We start from the raw sequence: 14,214 nt of genomic DNA, 5'->3' as shown, positions 1-14,214 counted from the left end.
TTTTTGCACCCGCAGCACGTGACAGTGTCGCAAAAAACAGTAAAACGTTCGGTAGCCAACCGAAAAGGAGCCGCCATGGCCGATGTAAATCGGGGCAACCGCCCACTTTCGCCGCACCTGTCGATCTATCGTCCACAGCTGACGTCGGTCACATCCATCCTGACACGCATCACCGGAAACGCGCTACTGCTGGCGGCGCTGCTGATCGTCTGGTGGTTTCTGGCCGCAGCAACGTCGCCCGAGGCCTTCGCCGTTGCGAACGGAGTGATTACTTCGGTGCTTGGCGATCTGGTGATGGCTCTGTCCGTATGGGGTCTTTGGTATCACACGCTGGCCGGTGTACGGCACCTGATCTGGGACAATGCTATTGGGCTGGACCTTCCCACAGCGACAAAGCTGGGCTGGGCCGTTGTCATCGGATCGGTCGTGCTGACCCTTCTGACCCTTGTCATCGTCGCGTGATTGGAGGCCTGACATGCGTTATCTGACCGACCGCAAACGCGCCGCTGGCCTCGGCTCGGCGAAATCCGGCACCGCTCATTTCTGGGCGATGAAAGTCAGCTCGGTGGCTCTGCTGATCCTTGTGCCTTTGTTTGTTTTCACCTTCGGCCCGGTTCTGGGTCAGCCGTTTGACGTGGTGCTTGAATACTACTCGCGGCCCTTCCCGGCCATCGTGGCAGCACTGACGCTGGCGGTTGGCTTCAAACACTTCACAGACGGTGCGCAGGTGATGCTTGAAGACTATGTTCACGGCATGCTTGAAAAGGTCCTGATCATTCTGGTGACCTGCCTGTCCTATGGTGCGGCTGCGGCCGGCATCTTCGCCATCGCGCGCATTGCCCTTTAATTCCCGGAGCTGAAAGAAATGGCTGCATACGAATACGAAACGCATGAATATGACGTGGTCGTTGTCGGCGCCGGTGGGGCCGGTCTGCGGGCAACATTGGGTATGGCGGAACAAGGCCTGCGTACGGCCTGCGTGACCAAGGTTTTCCCAACCCGTTCTCATACCGTGGCCGCGCAGGGTGGCATTGCCGCGTCGCTATCGAATATGGGCCCCGACCATTGGCAATGGCACATGTACGATACCGTCAAGGGCTCGGACTGGTTGGGCGATACCGACGCGATGGAGTACCTCGCCCGCGAGGCGCCAAAGGCGGTCTACGAGCTGGAGCACTATGGCGTTCCGTTCAGCCGGACAGAAGAGGGTAAGATCTATCAGCGCCCCTTCGGTGGACACACCACTGAATTCGGAGAAGGTCCTGCGGTACAGCGCACCTGCGCAGCCGCCGACCGGACCGGCCATGCGATCCTGCATACTCTGTACGGGCAGTCGCTGAAGAACAACGCCGAGTTCTATGTCGAGTATTTCGCCATCGACCTGATCATGTCCGAAGACGGTCAGTGTCAGGGTGTCGTCTGCTGGAAGCTGGACGATGGCACCATGCATGTCTTCAACGCCAAGATGGTGGTGCTGGCTACGGGTGGCTACGGCCGTGCCTATTTCAGTGCGACCTCGGCCCATACCTGCACCGGTGATGGCGGCGGCATGGTGGCCCGTGCTGGGCTGGCCTTGCAGGATATGGAATTCGTTCAGTTCCACCCCACCGGCATCTACGGTTCGGGCTGTCTGATCACCGAAGGCGCGCGCGGCGAGGGCGGGTACCTGACAAACTCGGAAGGTGAACGGTTCATGGAGCGCTATGCGCCCCAGTACAAGGACCTCGCACCGCGCGATTACGTTTCGCGCTCGATGACCATGGAAATCCGCGAGGGACGTGGCGTAGGGGCCGAAGGGGATCACATTCACCTGAACCTCAGCCACTTGCCTGCCGAGGCTCTGGCGGAGCGCCTGCCCGGCATCTCGGAAAGCGCCAAGATTTTTGCGGGTGTGGATGTCACGAAGGAACCGATCCCGGTTCTGCCCACCGTGCATTACAACATGGGCGGTATCCCCACGAACTATTGGGGTGAGGTTCTGAACCCGACTGCCGACGATCCGACTGCGGTTGTTCCCGGTTTGATGGCCGTTGGCGAAGCCGGTTGTGCCTCGGTCCACGGTGCGAACCGACTGGGGTCGAACTCGCTGATTGACCTTGTGGTCTTTGGCCGGGCGGCAGCGATCCGGGCTGGCAAGGTTGTCGACGCCGAATCCCCCAACCCGGTTCTGAACCAGGCGTCGGTCGACAAGGCGTTTGACCGTTTTGATGCGGTGCGTAACGCCAGCGGTTCAATCCCAACCGCTGATCTTCGGCTTGAGATGCAAAAGACCATGCAGGCGGATGCGGCCGTGTTCCGAACCGCCAAGACCATGGCCGAAGGCGTCGAGAAGATGACGGCGATTGCCGCAAAGATGGACGACCTGAAGGTCACAGACCGTTCGTTGGTCTGGAACAGCGATCTGATGGAAACCCTTGAACTGACCAACCTGATGCCAAACGCGCTTGCCACCATCGTCGGCGCCGAGGCCCGCAAGGAATCCCGAGGGGCCCACGCGCATGAGGACTTCAGCGAGCGTGATGACGAAAACTGGCGTGTTCACACGGTCAGCCGGGTTGAGGGCAGCAAGGTTGAGCTTAGCTATCGTCCGGTCATCGTTGATCCGCTGACGACCGAGGACCAAGGCGGTATCAGCTTGCAGAAAATCGCGCCCAAAGCGCGGACGTTCTAAAGGGCGGGTCAGGAACAGGGGCGAGATGGCAGAGTTTTCTTCGACCGATTATTGGCAACGCCGATATGAGCGCGGCAAGACCTCGGGAGCGGGGTCTTACGGGCGTCTTGCCGTCTACAAAGCGAATTTCATCAACACGATGGTCGAGATGGAAGGCGTGGACTCGGTTGTAGAATTGGGATCGGGCGACGGAAATCAGGCGCAATTGTTTGATATCCCGAAATATACCGGTCTTGATGTCTCGGACCTCTGCGTTCGTCGCTGCAACGAAGTTTTTCGATCCCGCCCCAATTGGGTGTTCAAAAACGCCGATTCCGAGGTTGAGCCGCATGACGTTTCTCTTTCGCTGGATGTCATTTATCATCTGACCGAAGACAGCGTTTTCGAGAACTACATGCGGCGGTTGTTCGGGCTGGCAAAGCGTTTTGTCGTTATCTATTCGTCTGATTTTGACCAGAACCCTTCCAACCAGCATGTGCGCCATCGCCCGTATTCCCTGTGGGTTGAAGAATTCATGCCCGGCTGGCAGCTCTATTGTGAAGAAGAGAACCCGTTTGCCGTCAAAGGGCATGCGCATGCCTCAAAGAACAGCTTTGCCGCGTTCAAAGTGTTCGAGCGGAGTTGAACGTGTGACTGGCGCAAGCACCATATCGACCCGGAAAGCCAAACAAGCCGCTTTTGATCCAGTCACATTCCGGAAGGGCGTTCAAAAAAGCGCAAGTCATGGTGAAATCCCAGGCGCATCGCGGCATATGCCTTGCTGGTGCTTGCAATGACGGTCGAGAAACTCCAATCCGGGCAAAGCGATCCCAAGATCATCCTGATCGGCTTGAACCGCTGCGCGACGACCTCGTTTCACAAGCTGTTTCAGAACAACGGGATTCCTTCGGTGCATTGGGAAGATGAACAGGGTCTAAACCTTGCACACCGCATGGTAACCAATATTGCCATGGGGCGCAGACCGCTGGATGGGTTCGGTGCCGTCCGGGCCTTCACCGATATCGCCTTTGTCAATTCGCGCTTCATGCTGGACGGCGCGCGGTTCTTTCGAGAGCTGCACGCAGCTTACCCCGACGCCTATTTCTTGCTGAACACGCGCAATCGCGATGACTGGATCGCATCACGTGCCAACCATTCCGGCGGTAGGTACCTAGAGCGATGCTGCAAGGCCAATGGACAGACGGCCGACGAGGTAAAACGGGGCTGGGCGCGTATGTATGACGTGCACCATTCCGAGGTCGAAGCTTTCTTTGACGACAACCCGCGCTTTCTGCGCTTTGATATCGACCGGGACGATCCGCAAAGCTTTGCGGATTGGCTTTCGCCGGATTTCGACGTGAACATCGCCCATTGGGGGCATTATAACCGAGGGGCGTCTGAATGCGCCCGGACAGGCTGAAAGGCGGCCTTGTGCTGAATGGAGAATTGACATGGTTCAACTGACCCTGCCCAAGAATTCCCGGATTACCACCGGCAAGACCTGGCCAAAGCCGGGCGGCGCCACGAACGTGCGCAAGTTCCAGATCTATCGTTGGAACCCCGATGACGGGCAGAACCCGCGTGTCGACACCTATTTCGTTGATATGGATACGTGCGGTCCGATGGTGCTGGACGCGCTGATCAAGATCAAAAACGAGATCGATCCGACGTTGACATTCCGACGGTCCTGTCGCGAAGGCATCTGCGGATCTTGCGCGATGAACATCGACGGGATCAACACGTTGGCCTGTATCTATGGCATGGATGAGATCAAGGGCGATGTGAAAATCTATCCGCTGCCGCATATGCCAGTGGTCAAGGACCTAATCCCTGATCTGACTCATTTCTATGCCCAGCATGCGTCCATCATGCCGTGGCTGGAAACCAAGACCAATCGCCCTGCGAAGGAATGGAAACAATCCATCGAAGATCGCAAGAAGCTGGACGGTCTCTATGAATGCGTGATGTGCGCCAGCTGCTCGACCTCATGCCCCAGCTACTGGTGGAATGGCGACCGCTATCTTGGCCCTGCGGCCTTGCTGCATGCCTATCGCTGGATCATCGACAGCCGGGATGAAGCCACCGGTGAACGTCTGGATGAGCTGGAAGATCCGTTCAAACTCTACCGCTGTCACACCATCATGAACTGTGCCAAGACCTGCCCGAAAGGTCTGAACCCGGCCAAGGCGATTGCCGAGATCAAGAAGATGATGGTCGAGCGCGCGGTCTAAACACAGACCCGATTTGCGATTTTCGCATGTCCATCTTGCATAAATAGGCGATGCAGCCCCGGCTGCATTGCCTTATTTTTTGGGCAGGGAGGAGTGATGAGCTTTAGTCAGGATCACTCCAATGAGCAAAGACACATCCAAACGGAAAACCGACGCCCAAGACGCGCTGGAACTGCTTGAACAGGCATGGGCCTATTACACGCCCGAACCTGCGAAGGCTGACAAGGAACCAGAGCTTTTCGAATACGCAAACGCAGCCTGATACAGGCGGCAAGGCTTGCAAACTGAAGGTTTATCGGCAAAGCAGAGGGATGCCTGTTCTTCTGCTTCTTCTGGCGGCCGGCGTGTTTGCCTATTTCCTCTGGCGCTCGCGCCATTCCGGGCTGACACGTGATTGCAGGTGGCGGCAGGACAAGAGCCACGGCATCTGGCGGTGCAGCTTCTGCGGTGCCGAAATAACTGCGTTGGACCAACCATTGCGGTGCTTGAAGGCGCGTGACCCCTGAAAGATAGGGCTTTCCGAGGGCTGAATAATACGCCACTCTGCCCGGCATGACCGTTTCAGAAAACACTCTACAACCGCCCGAAGATGCCGAAGCCCGTCGCGCGGTTGCCCCTGTCATCTGTTACCGGAACGAGGCATTGCCGCGACCGGATGTACCTTGGATGAAGTCCCTTCGAGCACGCGCAAGCAAAACGGGCGAAGTGCTGGTGCCGCCACGCGATGCGCGTTGTTTTGAAGTGCCTGCCGGCCATTTCTTTCGCATCACTTCCGTCGAGGGGCCGCAGGTTGGCGATCTGAACCTCTGGAACCGAAACGACCTTTCAGAACGCTTCTATTCCGGAAAAACCAGGGCGCTGCATGGCACGCATCTGACCACCGGAGAGCGGATGTGGTCCAGTTTTCCTCATCTGCGCCCGATGGCCACGATTATTGCGGATACGCTGGAGTGGTACGGGATCGATTCCTATGGGGGGTCGGTTCATGACGTCATCGGTACGCGATGCGATCCGTATACGGGCAACCTTTTGTCCGGTACGCAATACCACCATTGTTGCCATTCCAACCTGACCCGCGCGCTTGCGGATCACCTCAATATTCCGCTGGCCGAAGCCGAACCAGCGGTGCACGACGTACTGAACGTCTTCATGTGTACCGGTTTCACCCGCGACACGGGTCAGTACTTCATGAAAGCCTCACCCGTGCGCCCCGGAGATTTTCTGGAATTTTTTGCCGAGATTGATTTGCTGGGCAACCTCAGCGCCTGCCCGGGCGGAGATTGTTCCTCGGAGCATTCCTCGGACACGGCTGCATGCTACCCCTTGCTGGTCGAGGTGTTCGCGCCTGCCAATGGTGATTTGAAGGGGTGGGACAGCCCTGCGAGCAATGGTTATGATCGCTCGCACGGGCGTTAGCAACGGCAGGCACCCGTTTCCTCGTGCCTGCCCACCATCAGCTGTTGGGGAACGCAGCCTGAAGCGCGATTTCCACCATTTCACCAAAGCTGCTTTCACGTTCTGACGATGGCAGAGCCTCTCCGGTCAACAGGTGGTCGGAAACAGTGAGAACGGCCAAGGCGCGGCATTTGTGGCGCGCCGCCAGGATGTAAAGTTCGGCCGCTTCCATCTCGACCCCCAGAATGCCGTGACGCACCATCTGTTCATTGAGATCTGGACGCTCGTCATAAAAGACATCTGACGAGTAAATTCCACCAACATGGGTCGGCGTACCCTTGGCGGCAGCCGCGGTGGCGGCAGCTTGCAGCAGCCCCCAATCGGCGCAGGGCGCAAAGTTGAGCTCTTTCATGATGCCGCGCGACGGCGTGCTCAGCGTGGTTGATGTCATGGCCAGAATAACGTCACGAATTTTGACGCCGTCCTGCATCCCCCCGCAGGATCCGATGCGGATCAGGGTTTTCGCATCGTATTCGCGGATCAACTCGTTTACATAAATGGAAAGAGACGGCATTCCCATGCCGCTTCCCTGAATTGTCACAGGATTTCCCTTCCAGTTTCCGGTAAAGCCAAGCATTCCCCGAACGTTATTGACCTGTTTGACATCGTCCAAAAACGTTTCGGCCGCCCATTTCGCCCGGTAGGGATCACCGGGCAAAAGAACGGTTTCAGCTATTTCGCCTTTTTCGGCGCCAATATGAATTGTCATTTTCAAAAACGCTCAGATTAGATTTCCAGATCAGAAATATCCACGCCTGCGGTCAGCGCGTCATGCACCCATTGAGGCTTGCGGCCGCGACCGGTCCAAGTTTGATCTGGATTTTCCGGGTTGCGGTATTTAGCCTTTGTTTTTGTTGGCTTAACGCTGCGAGACGCTTCTCCGGACAGCTCAGACAAAGAGAAGCCGAATTCTGCCGCAGCCTTTTCTGCGGCTCTCAAAGCTTCCTGACGTTCGCGTTTTTCTGCCCTGATCAAAGCTTTCTCAATGTCATTGCGCAAAGCCAAAAGGTCTTTGCGTGACATATTCTCAAGATTGATCCCCATCATTCTTCTCCATCAGATAATAATTACGGTGCACATGAGCGCGCACCGTAATTCCAAATATCAGCTTATTCCATCCCGAATTTTTCAGAGACGGAAACAGGAGAAAAAGTGCCTTGCAGCTAATTTACTCTGCCGCGAGGTTCCGCGGATCCGCCAGAGTAACAATATCGCCCATTATCGAATTGAGTTCGAAGTTTTTCGGGGTGTAGACCTTGGCCACACCCATGGATTTCAGTTTTTCGGCATCTTCGTCCGGAATAATACCACCCACCACGACTGGGATATGAGACAACCCCGCCTGCCGCAGACGTTCCATGACGTCTTTGACCAGTGGCAGGTGGCTGCCGGACAGGATCGACAGTCCAATGACATGCGCGTCATCTTCGCGGGCGGCCGCAACGATTTCTTCGGGTGTCAGGCGAATGCCCTCATAGCTGATATCCATACCGCAATCGCGGGCTCGGAAGGCGATCTGTTCGGCACCGTTGGAATGGCCGTCCAGTCCGGGTTTGCCTACAAGGAACTTCAGACGCCGGCCCAGCTTGTCGCTGACGGCATCAACGGCGGCACGCAGGTCGTCCAGCCCTTCGGTCTTGTTCGAAACAGACCCCGAAACACCAGTTGGGCCGCGATAGGTTCCATAGACTTTGCGCATTTCTTCGGCCCATTCGCCCGTCGTCGCGCCGGCCTTTGCGGCTGCAATGGACGGTTCCATGATGTTTGCCCCGGTCTGTGCCGCTTCGCGCAGCGCGGCCAGGGCCGCGGTTACGGCCGCTTCGTCCCGTTCTGCGCGCCACGAATTCAGGCGGTCGATCTGTTCTTGTTCCACGGCGGGATCAACAACCATGATGCCACCGTCTTCGGTTTGAAGCGGTGATGCCTCGCCTTCGATCCATCTGTTCACACCGACGACAACGGTTTCGTTGCGCTCGATCCGGTTCAGGCGTTCAGCGTTGGAATCCACCAGTCGGGACTTCATGTATTCGATCGAAGCGACCGCGCCGCCCATCGAATCCAGGTTGGCCAGTTCGGCCCGCGCGCCTTCTTTCAGCTCTTTTACCTTGGCATCGACAGCGGGGTTGCCATCGAACAGGTCATCGTATTCCAGCAGATCGGTTTCGTAGGCCAAGATCTGTTGCATCCGCATCGACCACTGCTGGTCCCATGGGCGCGGCAGACCCAGCGCTTCGTTCCAGGCGGGCAACTGCACCGCTCGGGCTCGGGCATTCTTCGACAGGGTTACGGCCAGCATCTCGATCAGGATGCGATAGACGTTGTTTTCGGGCTGCTGCTCGGTCAGACCCAGAGAGTTCACCTGCACGCCATAGCGGAATCGACGGAATTTCGGATTTTCAACGCCATAGCGTTGTTGCAGGATCTCATCCCAAAGATCCACGAAGGCTCGCATTTTGCACATTTCAGTGACAAAGCGGATGCCGGCATTCACAAAAAAGGAAATCCGGCCGCAGAGCGCCGGAAAATCCTCGGCAGGTACACGTGGGCGCAATTCGTCCAGCACGGCGATGGCAGTGGCCAGGGCATATGCCAGTTCCTGCTCTGGCGTCGCACCCGCCTCTTGCAGGTGATACGAGCACACGTTCATCGGGTTCCATTTCGGAACATTGGTATAGCAATACTCGGCCACGTCCGCGATCATCTTGAGCGACGGCTTGGGCGGGCAAACATAAGTGCCGCGGCTCAGGTATTCCTTGATCAGGTCGTTTTGAACCGTGCCCTGTAGTTTGGATACATCCGCGCCTTGCTCTTCCGCGACGGCGATATAAAGCGCCAAAAGCCATGGCGCAGTGGCGTTGATCGTCATCGAGGTGTTCATCTGCTCCAGCGGGATCTGGTCGAACAGAACCCGCATGTCGCCCAGATGACAGACCGGCACACCAACCTTGCCGACTTCACCGCGGGCCAAAGTGTGGTCGCTGTCATAGCCCGTTTGAGTGGGCAGATCGAAGGCCACCGACAGGCCGGTTTGGCCTTTCGCAAGATTCCCCCGATAAAGTGCGTTCGAGGCTTTGGCCGTGGAATGACCGGCATAGGTTCGGATGAGCCAGGGGCGATCTTTCTGCGTCTGCGTCATAGCGGGGCCTCGCGTTTCAGTGGGCAATAAAATTTCGTCTTGAGGTTCTAAAGCGCAATTTTCGGGACATGTCAATTCGCTGCGTTGCGGCATGCCGCAATTGTTCAGATTGTGGGCAGCTGTGATTGGTGGCAATCTGCCGCCATGACGCAAACCGTGGAACTTCCGCTTTGGCTTTTCGTGCTGATCGTGGTCTTTGCCATGGTCACTTTCGCATCGCATTTCCTGTTTCCGTCCGTCCGCTGGTTTTTCCGTCGCAGGTTGGAACGTGCGGTGGCGCGCCTGAACCAGCGCCTTCAACGCCCAATCCAGCCCTTCAAGTTGGCGCGTCGACACGACATGATCCAGCGCTTGATTTATGATCCGCAGGTCGGCCAGGCGGTTCAGCAACATGCCCGTGAAACCGGCATGCCCGAGGCCGTCGCCTCGGAGCAGGCACGTCGTTATGCCCGAGAGATCGTTCCGTCATTTTCGGCCTTCGCCTATTTCAGCTTTGCGATCCGGTTGGCCCGCTTGCTGAGCAACACATTCTACGAGGTACGGCTTAGCTACCAGGACGAAGAATCCGTCAGGAACATTGACCCCGAAGCTACGGTTGTCTTTGTCATGAACCACCGGAGCAACATGGATTACGTTTTGGTCACGTATCTTGCAGCCCGACATTCTGCACTGTCTTATGCTGTAGGAGAGTGGGCCCGGGTCTGGCCGCTCAGCCGATTGATCCGGGCGATGGGGGCGTATTTTATCCGGCGCAAGTCCGGCAGCGAACTCTATCGTCAGGTTCTGTCCACCTATGTACGCCACGCAACCGAAGCCGGCGTAACTCAAGCCATGTTTCCAGAAGGTGGGCTGAGCCTGACCGGGGCCATTGCGCGCCCCAAGCTTGGACTGCTCAAATACATTATGGATGGAACGTCGCCACAGGGGCGCGATGTGGTGTTTGTCCCGGTTGCCCTGAATTACGACCGTGTGTTGGAAGACACCATCCTGACCCGCGCGGCACTTGGAACAGAGCGGCGGTTTCGCGCACGGATCGGCGTCATCACGCGCTGGATAGTGAAACAGATCTGGCGTCGTTTGATCGGCCGATACAAGCGGTTCGGTTTGGCGTCCGTCCGGTACGGCAGGCCGATCTCTCTGAGAGAATTCCGAGCCAAGGGCAGCGACGACATGATGACGGATTTGGCCCGGGCGCTGATGCAGCGTATCCAGCATGCTATTCCGCTTGTGCCGGCACCAGCGGCCTGTTTGCTGGTGCGCGACAAGGGCCCGATGTCCGAAGAAGACGTGCTGTCACAAATCCGACAGATGATGGAGCGCGATGATCCGCAGACCAAGGACAATTCGCAGGCCATATCAAATGCTTTGGATCAACTGGTTGAACGCCGGATTCTGAACCGACAGGGGAACATGCTGTCCGTATCAGGTCAGCGCGGCGATCTTCTGGACTATTACGCCGCATCCGTCCCGGCGGATTCAGGTGACCGAATTTCTGCGTCCGCAAAATAACTTTCTGCAACCGCTGGGTCATAAAATTACAATATGGCGCCAAAAACGGTTGCAATATTACTCAGCGCCCAATATTCCAGTCTGTGAAGCGCGCGATTCTGCGTCGCGGCAAAGGCACTGAACAGAGGAGGCCGGCATGGCTTTGGACACCGAAAGTGGTATCGCGTCGTACGAGGCACCTGAAAAAGATCTGTATGAAATGGGTGAAATCCCGCCCATGGGATATGTCCCAAAGCAAATGTACGCTTGGGCCATCCGCAAAGAACGTCATGGTGAACCGAACACCGCCATGCAGCAGGAAGTTGTGGATGTTCCGACCCTGGACAGCAACGAAGTGCTGGTTCTGGTTATGGCCGCAGGGGTCAACTACAACGGCGTCTGGGCCGCTCTGGGGCAGCCGATCAGCCCGTTTGATGGGCACAAGGCACCCTACCACATCGCGGGTTCGGATGCGTCGGGCATCGTTTGGGCCGTTGGCGACAAGGTGAAGCGCTGGAAAGTTGGCGATGAGGTTGTGATCCACTGCAACCAGGACGACGGCGATGACGAGGAATGCAACGGCGGTGATCCGATGTATTCGCCCAGCCAGCGGATCTGGGGTTATGAAACGCCGGATGGCTCGTTCAGCCAGTTCACGCGCGTGCAGGCTCAGCAGCTTATGCCGCGCCCCAAGCATCTGACATGGGAAGAAGCGGCGTGCTACACCCTGACGCTGGCAACCGCATACCGGATGCTGTTTGGCCACGAGCCACACGATCTGAAACCGGGTCAGAACGTCCTGGTCTGGGGTGCATCCGGGGGCCTGGGTTCCTATGCGATCCAATTGATCAATACCGCCGGCGCAAATGCGATCGGTGTGATTTCAGACGAAAGCAAGCGTGATTTCGTTATGGGTCTGGGCGCCAAAGGTGTTCTGAACCGTCGTGATTTCAACTGCTGGGGACAATTGCCCACGGTCAACACACCGGAATATGCCGAATGGTTCAAAGAGGCCCGCAAATTCGGCAAGGCGATCTGGGACATAACCGGCAAAGGCAACAATGTTGACATGGTGTTCGAACACCCGGGTGAAAGCACTTTCCCGGTGTCGACCTTCGTTGTGAAAAAAGGCGGTATGGTCGTGATTTGCGCTGGAACATCGGGTTTCAACTGTACATTCGATGTGCGCTACATGTGGATGCACCAAAAGCGTTTGCAGGGCTCGCACTTTGCTCATCTGAAGCAGGCGGCAGCCGCGAACAAACTGATGGTCGAGCGTCGTCTGGATCCCTGCATGTCCGAAGTGTTCACCTGGAATGACCTGCCTGAAGCACACATGAAAATGCTGCGGAACGAGCACAAGCCGGGCAATATGTCCGTTCTTGTTCAGGCGCCGCGTACTGGTCTGCGTACCCTCGAGGAAGTCCTGGACGCAGGTTGATAACCCGCCAGGGTTGTAGACAAAAAAACACCCGCGAATCACCTTGTTGGTTCGCGGGTGTTTTGTGTTTTTCAGGCCTCTGACGATCTTTCAAATGTTTGCATTTTTGCCCATCGCTATTTTTGGGGAGTAGAAACCGGCGAATAGGCTGAAAAAGATCATACATGTTATGGTTGTGTTAACCCTTCGTTAACTGTTTCAGAGAGACCCTGATGGCGCAAAATGAGTGGATATTGGACGTATTGTCGGACCTCAATGCTTTCGCCGTTGCGAATGGTTTGAGCGCGCTTGCAGAGCAGCTTGATGACACAAGACTGATCGCGGCTGCCGAGATTGCGTCCTTGAAGAACGAGGTACGGGCGCCCGCGGATGGCAACGAAGGTCGATTTGGGTCAAATCCTTCAGGATTTGGAAAACACCAGCACGCTTGAAGAACTCAGCGCCGTAGCGGAGCGTTTGCGGGACGCGTTGAAGGTCGAGCACCTGACGTATCACTGGGTTGACGGTGCCGGAGATCAATACGGCTACACCACCTATTCAGACGCTTGGGATGAGCGTTACAGGGAAAAAAACTATCACCGTATCGACCCTGTGATCTTGGGGTGTTTCCAGCGGTTTCACCCGGTTGACTGGAAGTCTCTGGATTGGTCCGGCAAGGTGGCGAAAGCCTTCCTTCTGGATGCGCAAAGCCATGGCGTTGGCAATCAGGGGTATTCTATCCCAATTCGGGGTCCAAATGGTCAGTTCGCCCTGTTCACGGTCAACCACAGTTGTGATGATCAAACCTGGAAGAACTTTATCTCGACTTACGGGCGTGATTTGATTCTTGTTGCGCATTACATAAATCGCAAGGCGCTGGAGTTTGAAAAAGACAGGCAGCCGGACTGCCCGCGCAGCTTGTCGCCAAGGGAAATCGACGCGATCACACTGTTGGCGTTGGGATACAGCCGCGCCCAAGTGGCCCATTCCCTGACGATTTCCGAGCATACGTTGCGCGTTTACATTGAAAGCGCGCGCTCAAAGCTGGGCGCACATAACACAACCCACGCAATCGCCACGGCACTCAGCCGGGGATTAATAGTGGTTTAAGAGCCGAACGGCCTCCACACGCAAAATTAACCACGACTCTGTACTCCCTTCGTTCCTGCACAGGACGACAAGGGGAACAAGTCATGTTGCGTTATCTATATGCCGATGAGTTACACAGATTTCCGACTCTGGCAGAGGGGATGTTCAAGGATCGCGCGGATCAGTTCAAGACCCGGTTGGGGTGGGATGTCCACGTCAACGAGAAGGGCGAAGAACGGGACGAATACGATGATCTCAATCCGCTTTATGTCATCTGGGAAGAGCCGGATGGCAGCCACGGAGGGTCGATGCGTGTATTGCCTACGACCGGTCGGGTGATGATCAACGAGGTTTTTGGTCATCTGAATGGCGGCAAGCCGATTTGTAGCCCCCTGATCTGGGAGGTCACCCGGTTCTGCCTGTCCCGAACAGCCAGCCCGCATACTGCCGGCGCCATCATGTTGAGCGGCGGTGAAATGATGGAAGGTTTCGGCCTGACGCATATCGCCGGCGTATTCGATGCAAGAATGATCAGAATCTATCGCCTGATCGGGTCATCGCCCGAGGTTCTGGGAACCCAGGGCAGCGGACGCGATCAGATTTCAGTCGGATTGTGGCCCTATTCCGCGGACGACTGCAACAGAGTGGCCGCGCGTGCGGGCATCCCGCGCGACCTGTCTCGGATGTGGTTCAAGGCCGCGTTCGGGCCGAAGAAACAGCACCGGTTCGCCCTGTCCGCTTAAGT

The 14,214-nt window shown here is 56.7% G+C and carries 15 protein-coding genes; 12 read left to right on the top strand and 3 right to left on the bottom strand.

The genetic code is table 11. From position 1 onward, the window contains the following. The first annotated feature begins 75 nt into the window (after positions 1-75). The 8 genes from sdhC to GOW04_RS15100 all read left to right on the top strand — a co-directional run bounded on the left by sdhC (position 76) and on the right by GOW04_RS15100 (position 6,297). Entirely contained in the window at positions 76-462 is a 387-nt protein-coding gene (gene sdhC, locus GOW04_RS15140; RefSeq protein WP_152456838.1) for a succinate dehydrogenase, cytochrome b556 subunit, read from the top strand. Positions 463-475: 13 nt separating this feature from the next. After that, complete coding sequence (sdhD, locus tag GOW04_RS15135; RefSeq protein WP_171233107.1) at positions 476-847, top strand: succinate dehydrogenase, hydrophobic membrane anchor protein; 372 nt, start codon at positions 476-478, stop codon at positions 845-847. Positions 848-865: 18 nt separating this feature from the next. After that, positions 866-2,671 carry a succinate dehydrogenase flavoprotein subunit gene (sdhA, locus tag GOW04_RS15130; protein WP_171233106.1) on the top strand — a complete coding sequence of 602 codons (1,806 nt, stop codon included), beginning with the start codon at positions 866-868 and terminating at the stop codon, positions 2,669-2,671. A 25-nt stretch (positions 2,672-2,696) separates the two neighbouring features. Next, on the top strand, positions 2,697-3,296 hold the full coding sequence (locus tag GOW04_RS15125; RefSeq protein WP_171119694.1) for a class I SAM-dependent methyltransferase: 600 nt from the start codon (positions 2,697-2,699) through the stop codon (positions 3,294-3,296). Positions 3,297-3,443: 147 nt separating this feature from the next. Continuing rightward, positions 3,444-4,070, top strand: a complete 627-nt coding sequence (locus tag GOW04_RS15120) for a sulfotransferase (protein ID WP_152456841.1) — start codon at positions 3,444-3,446, stop codon at positions 4,068-4,070. A 31-nt stretch (positions 4,071-4,101) separates the two neighbouring features. Next, positions 4,102-4,881 carry a succinate dehydrogenase iron-sulfur subunit gene (locus tag GOW04_RS15115; RefSeq protein ID WP_171233105.1) on the top strand — a complete coding sequence of 260 codons (780 nt, stop codon included), beginning with the start codon at positions 4,102-4,104 and terminating at the stop codon, positions 4,879-4,881. A 121-nt stretch (positions 4,882-5,002) separates the two neighbouring features. Continuing rightward, entirely contained in the window at positions 5,003-5,143 is a 141-nt protein-coding gene (locus GOW04_RS15110) for a hypothetical protein (protein ID WP_171119692.1), read from the top strand. A gap of 290 nt (positions 5,144-5,433) precedes the next feature. Then, positions 5,434-6,297 carry a DUF1989 domain-containing protein gene (locus tag GOW04_RS15100; protein WP_171233104.1) on the top strand — a complete coding sequence of 288 codons (864 nt, stop codon included), beginning with the start codon at positions 5,434-5,436 and terminating at the stop codon, positions 6,295-6,297. Between the two features lie 37 nt (positions 6,298-6,334). On the opposite strand, the gene deoD is transcribed toward GOW04_RS15100, so the two are convergent. The 3 genes from deoD to GOW04_RS15085 all read right to left on the bottom strand — a co-directional run bounded on the left by deoD (position 6,335) and on the right by GOW04_RS15085 (position 9,472). Next, a complete protein-coding gene (gene deoD / locus GOW04_RS15095; protein ID WP_171233103.1) occupies positions 6,335-7,045 on the bottom strand; it encodes a purine-nucleoside phosphorylase in 711 nt (236 codons plus the stop codon). A 17-nt stretch (positions 7,046-7,062) separates the two neighbouring features. Continuing rightward, the gene (locus GOW04_RS15090; RefSeq protein WP_171233102.1) at positions 7,063-7,380 is read right to left on the bottom strand and encodes an H-NS family nucleoid-associated regulatory protein; all 318 of its coding nucleotides are present in this window, start codon (positions 7,378-7,380) and stop codon (positions 7,063-7,065) included. Positions 7,381-7,504: 124 nt separating this feature from the next. After that, positions 7,505-9,472: a protein meaA gene (locus tag GOW04_RS15085; protein ID WP_171233101.1), complete on the bottom strand. Its 1,968-nt coding sequence runs from the start codon at positions 9,470-9,472 to the stop codon at positions 7,505-7,507. Between the two features lie 144 nt (positions 9,473-9,616). Between GOW04_RS15085 and GOW04_RS15080 the strand changes: the two genes are divergently transcribed. The 4 genes from GOW04_RS15080 (at position 9,617) to GOW04_RS15065 (ending at position 14,212) form a co-directional block, all read left to right on the top strand. Beyond that, on the top strand, positions 9,617-10,981 hold the full coding sequence (locus GOW04_RS15080) for a 1-acyl-sn-glycerol-3-phosphate acyltransferase (RefSeq protein ID WP_171233100.1): 1,365 nt from the start codon (positions 9,617-9,619) through the stop codon (positions 10,979-10,981). A gap of 136 nt (positions 10,982-11,117) precedes the next feature. Beyond that, positions 11,118-12,401 carry a crotonyl-CoA carboxylase/reductase gene (ccrA, locus tag GOW04_RS15075; RefSeq protein ID WP_170346380.1) on the top strand — a complete coding sequence of 428 codons (1,284 nt, stop codon included), beginning with the start codon at positions 11,118-11,120 and terminating at the stop codon, positions 12,399-12,401. Positions 12,402-12,770: 369 nt separating this feature from the next. Continuing rightward, on the top strand, positions 12,771-13,490 hold the full coding sequence (locus tag GOW04_RS15070; protein ID WP_171233099.1) for a LuxR family transcriptional regulator: 720 nt from the start codon (positions 12,771-12,773) through the stop codon (positions 13,488-13,490). 83 nt (positions 13,491-13,573) lie between these two features. Then, on the top strand, positions 13,574-14,212 hold the full coding sequence (locus GOW04_RS15065) for an acyl-homoserine-lactone synthase (protein ID WP_170346382.1): 639 nt from the start codon (positions 13,574-13,576) through the stop codon (positions 14,210-14,212). Positions 14,213-14,214 lie beyond the last annotated feature (2 nt).

The organism is Ruegeria sp. HKCCA4812 (genome assembly GCF_013034245.1).
Taxonomy (GTDB): domain Bacteria; phylum Pseudomonadota; class Alphaproteobacteria; order Rhodobacterales; family Rhodobacteraceae; genus Ruegeria.
The sequence above is the reverse complement of the archived record's forward strand: the minus strand, read 5'-3'. Positions and strand labels throughout refer to the sequence as shown.

Bases quoted from the DNA above. Each gene is read 5' to 3' on its own strand.
- GOW04_RS15085 (WP_171233101.1), bottom strand. From the start codon at position 9,472: ATGACGCAGACGCAGAAAGATCGCCCCTGGCTCATCCGAACCTATGCC.
- deoD (WP_171233103.1), bottom strand. From the start codon at position 7,045: ATGACAATTCATATTGGCGCCGAAAAAGGCGAAATAGCTGAAACCGTT.
- ccrA (WP_170346380.1), top strand. From the start codon at position 11,118: ATGGCTTTGGACACCGAAAGTGGTATCGCGTCGTACGAGGCACCTGAA.
- GOW04_RS15080 (WP_171233100.1), top strand. From the start codon at position 9,617: ATGACGCAAACCGTGGAACTTCCGCTTTGGCTTTTCGTGCTGATCGTG.
- GOW04_RS15070 (WP_171233099.1), top strand. From the start codon at position 12,771: ATGGCAACGAAGGTCGATTTGGGTCAAATCCTTCAGGATTTGGAAAAC.
- GOW04_RS15120 (WP_152456841.1), top strand. From the start codon at position 3,444: ATGACGGTCGAGAAACTCCAATCCGGGCAAAGCGATCCCAAGATCATC.
- sdhA (WP_171233106.1), top strand. From the start codon at position 866: ATGGCTGCATACGAATACGAAACGCATGAATATGACGTGGTCGTTGTC.
- sdhC (WP_152456838.1), top strand. From the start codon at position 76: ATGGCCGATGTAAATCGGGGCAACCGCCCACTTTCGCCGCACCTGTCG.
- sdhD (WP_171233107.1), top strand. From the start codon at position 476: ATGCGTTATCTGACCGACCGCAAACGCGCCGCTGGCCTCGGCTCGGCG.
- GOW04_RS15100 (WP_171233104.1), top strand. From the start codon at position 5,434: ATGACCGTTTCAGAAAACACTCTACAACCGCCCGAAGATGCCGAAGCC.
- GOW04_RS15090 (WP_171233102.1), bottom strand. From the start codon at position 7,380: ATGGGGATCAATCTTGAGAATATGTCACGCAAAGACCTTTTGGCTTTG.
- GOW04_RS15125 (WP_171119694.1), top strand. From the start codon at position 2,697: ATGGCAGAGTTTTCTTCGACCGATTATTGGCAACGCCGATATGAGCGC.
- GOW04_RS15115 (WP_171233105.1), top strand. From the start codon at position 4,102: ATGGTTCAACTGACCCTGCCCAAGAATTCCCGGATTACCACCGGCAAG.
- GOW04_RS15065 (WP_170346382.1), top strand. From the start codon at position 13,574: ATGTTGCGTTATCTATATGCCGATGAGTTACACAGATTTCCGACTCTG.
- GOW04_RS15110 (WP_171119692.1), top strand. From the start codon at position 5,003: ATGAGCAAAGACACATCCAAACGGAAAACCGACGCCCAAGACGCGCTG.